2 protein-coding genes are annotated in these 3,333 nt (G+C 68.5%); both read right to left on the bottom strand.

The features are described from left to right. A partial coding sequence (locus ACFU5M_RS34205) for an insulinase family protein (RefSeq protein WP_379055722.1) occupies window positions 1–302 on the bottom strand: 302 nt, incomplete at its 3' end. Between the two features lie 38 nt (window positions 303–340). Then, window positions 341–2,629, bottom strand: coding sequence for a polyribonucleotide nucleotidyltransferase (locus tag ACFU5M_RS34210; protein ID WP_379055720.1), 2,289 nt, complete (start codon window positions 2,627–2,629; stop codon window positions 341–343). Window positions 2,630–3,333: the final 704 nt, after the last annotated feature.

The following is a 3,333-nucleotide window of genomic DNA, read 5'->3' on the forward strand; positions in this document are numbered from 1 at the left end:
GCGGACTCCGATCGAGTACGAAATGATGCAACCGTCCATCCAACCCGTGGCCTGAAGTCCAGCATCTCGACTCCACGAAACCGGGGGAACATCAGGTGCTCCAGGAAGTGCGCGGCGCCCGCGACGGTCGGGCCCTCGTCGCGCGACCCGACTCCTACCCAGACGCCGACGGACGCCGAGCGGACCCCGGGCAGATGCTCGGTGACCACACGCAATCCACCGGGCAGCACGGTGCGCCGTACTCCGCTGTCCGAGTCCACCCGCAGCTCGAGTGACGAACCCCCCTGCCCGGTGCTGAGCAGAGGGGTTGTCGTCTTCTTCTTCGTCACAGGGACAAGTACTACTCGGTCCCGGCCGAGCCCGCATCGGCCGCGTCGTCGCCGGGCTCCTCGGCGTTCTCCTCGACCGGCACGAGCGAGATCTTGCCGCGGTTGTCGATGTCGGCGATCTCCACCCGCAGCTTGTCGCCGACGTTCACCACGTCCTCGACCTTGGCCACGCGCTTGCCGTTGCCCAGCTTGGAGATGTGCACCAGACCATCACGGCCCGGCAGCAGCGAGACGAACGCGCCGAAGGCGGTGGTCTTGACGACCGTGCCCAGGAAGCGCTCGCCGACCTTCGGCAGCTGCGGGTTGGCGATGGCGTTGATCGCGTCGATCGCGGCCTGCGCGGACGGACCGTCGGTCGCGCCGACGAACACGGTGCCGTCGTCCTCGATGGAGATGTTGGCGCCGGTGTCCTCGGTGATCTGGTTGATCACCTTGCCCTTGGGGCCGATCACCTCGCCGATCTTGTCGACCGGGATCTTGATCGCGGTGACGCGCGGCGCGTACGGGCTCATCTCGTCCGGGGTCGCGATGGCCTCGGCCATCACGTCCAGGATCGTGGAGCGCGCGTCGTGGGCCTGGCTCAGCGCACCGGCCAGCACCTGCGACGGGATGCCGTCCAGCTTGGTATCCAGCTGCAGGGCGGTGACGAACTGAGGGGTGCCCGCGACCTTGAAGTCCATGTCGCCGAAGGCGTCCTCGGCGCCGAGGATGTCGGTCAGCGCGACGTAGCGGACCTCTTCCTCACCCTGATCGTTGGTGATGGTGTCCGACACCAGACCCATCGCGATACCGGCGACCGGCGCCTTCAGCGGCACACCCGCGTTCAGCAGCGACAGGGTGGAGGCGCACACCGAACCCATCGAGGTGGAGCCGTTGGAGCTCAGCGCCTCCGAGACCTGGCGAATGGCGTACGGGAACTCCTCCTGGCTGGGCAGGACCGGGATCAGCGCCCGCTCGGCCAGCGCGCCGTGGCCGATCTCGCGGCGCTTGGGCGAACCGACCCGGCCGGTCTCACCGGTGGAGAACGGCGGGAAGTTGTAGTGGTGCATGTAGCGCTTGCTGGTCTCCGGGCCGAGCGAGTCGACCTGCTGGGCCATCTTCACCATGTCCAGAGTGGTGACGCCCAGGATCTGGGTCTCGCCACGCTCGAACAGCGCCGAGCCGTGCGCCCGGGGCACCACCGCGACCTCGGCGGACAGCGCACGGATGTCGGCGAGGCCGCGGCCGTCGATGCGGAAACCGTCGGACAGGATGCGCTGACGCACCAGCTTCTTGGTGACCGAGCGGAACGCCGCGCCCAGTTCCTTCTCACGTCCGGCGAAGTCGTCGACGAGCCGTTCGAGCACGGCGAGCTTGATCTGGTCGATCTTCTCCTCGCGCTCCTGCTTGCCGGAGATGCTCAGCGCCTCGCTCAGCTCGCGCTTGGCGGTGCCCTCGACGGCCTCGTACACGTCCTGGCCGTAGGGCGGGAAGAGCGGGAACTCCTCGGTGGGCTTGGCGGCCAGCTCGGCCAGGTCCTGCTGCGCGCGGCACAGGCGGGCGATGAACGGCTTGGCGGCCTCGAGGCCCTCGGCGACGACGGCCTCGGTCGGCGCCTGCGCACCGCCCTCGATCAGCGCGATGACGTTGTCGGTCGCCTCCGCCTCGACCATCATGATCGCGACGTCGCCGGAGTCGACCACACGGCCCGCGACGACCATGTCGAACACGGCGCCCTCGAGCTGCTCGGTGGTCGGGAAGGCGACCCATTGGGACCCGGCCCCGTCGTGGATCAGCGCGACGCGCACGCCGCCGACCGGGCCGGAGAACGGCAGGCCCGCGATCTGGGTGGACGCGGACGCGGCGTTGATCGCCACCACGTCGTAGAGGTCCTTCGGGTCCAGGCTCAGCACCGTGACCACGACCTGGATCTCGTTGCGCAGGCCGTCGACGAACGACGGGCGCAGCGGCCGGTCGATCAGGCGGCAGGTCAGGATCGCGTCGGTGGAGGGGCGGCCCTCACGGCGGAAGAACGATCCCGGGATGCGGCCCGCGGCGTACATCCGCTCCTCGACGTCGACCGTCAGCGGGAAGAAGTCGAACTGGTCTTTGGGCTGCTTGCCCGCGGTGGTGGCCGACAGCAGCATGGTCTCGTCGTCCAGGTAGGCGACGACCGAACCGGCGGCCTGCCGGGCGAGGCGTCCGGTCTCGAACCGGATGGTGCGGGTGCCGTAGCTGCCGTTGTCGATCAGCGCGACGGATTCGTACACGCCCGGTTCGACCTCGACGGCCGTGCTCTTGCGTTCAGTTGTTTCGGTCATTCTTCTCTCTCAACCTCTCGTCTTCGCCGGCTCGAGCGCACGGTGGCGCGATCCGACTGTCGTCAGCCGTACCGGGTACGGACGCGCGGCAACCCTCCTGGCTGCGACGCGCGCACCCGGCCGAATCCCCTTGGAGACGGCGACGCGGAGGCGGTCATCGATCGAAGCCCGACGGCGCCAACTCGCTGCCGATAGGCCACTACCGAAGACCGACGCCACGCGGGCGGGTGCATACGGCTGTGCAATGTTGTCGTGCGCAGGGGGGCGATCCACCCCTATACACAAATAGCCAACGGTGCGATTGTACTTCTCCCCATCGGCTGAACCAGCGACCGCCTCCGACACTCACGTGTCGGGGGAGCCGCCCACCACTCCGCCTGTGTGCGGCGGGTCTACAAGCTCTGCCCCCACGAGTCGACCGAGCGGCTCGCACTAAGAGAGGCCGGTAGGAGACCCGCGCAAAATCGGCGCCCGCAACCCCGAGGGAGGCGCGAACTCCTAGCCACCGAACGCTGACTCGAAACCCTCGCAAGATCATCGCGCAGTGGCGCAAGGACCCGGCAGAGTCGACGAACGCCGATTGCCAGTGGGCCGCCTCCAAAGCAGCAAAACCCACGACCACACCCAAGGCATACGCCGGACCGTGCGGTCACTCCCCACGCGCCCACACCGGCGCAGCTCCCGGTCTCGAGCGAAGCGAGACC

It is taken from the genome of Nocardia sp. NPDC057455 (genome assembly GCF_042802775.1).
Lineage (GTDB): Bacteria > Actinomycetota > Actinomycetes > Mycobacteriales > Mycobacteriaceae > Nocardia.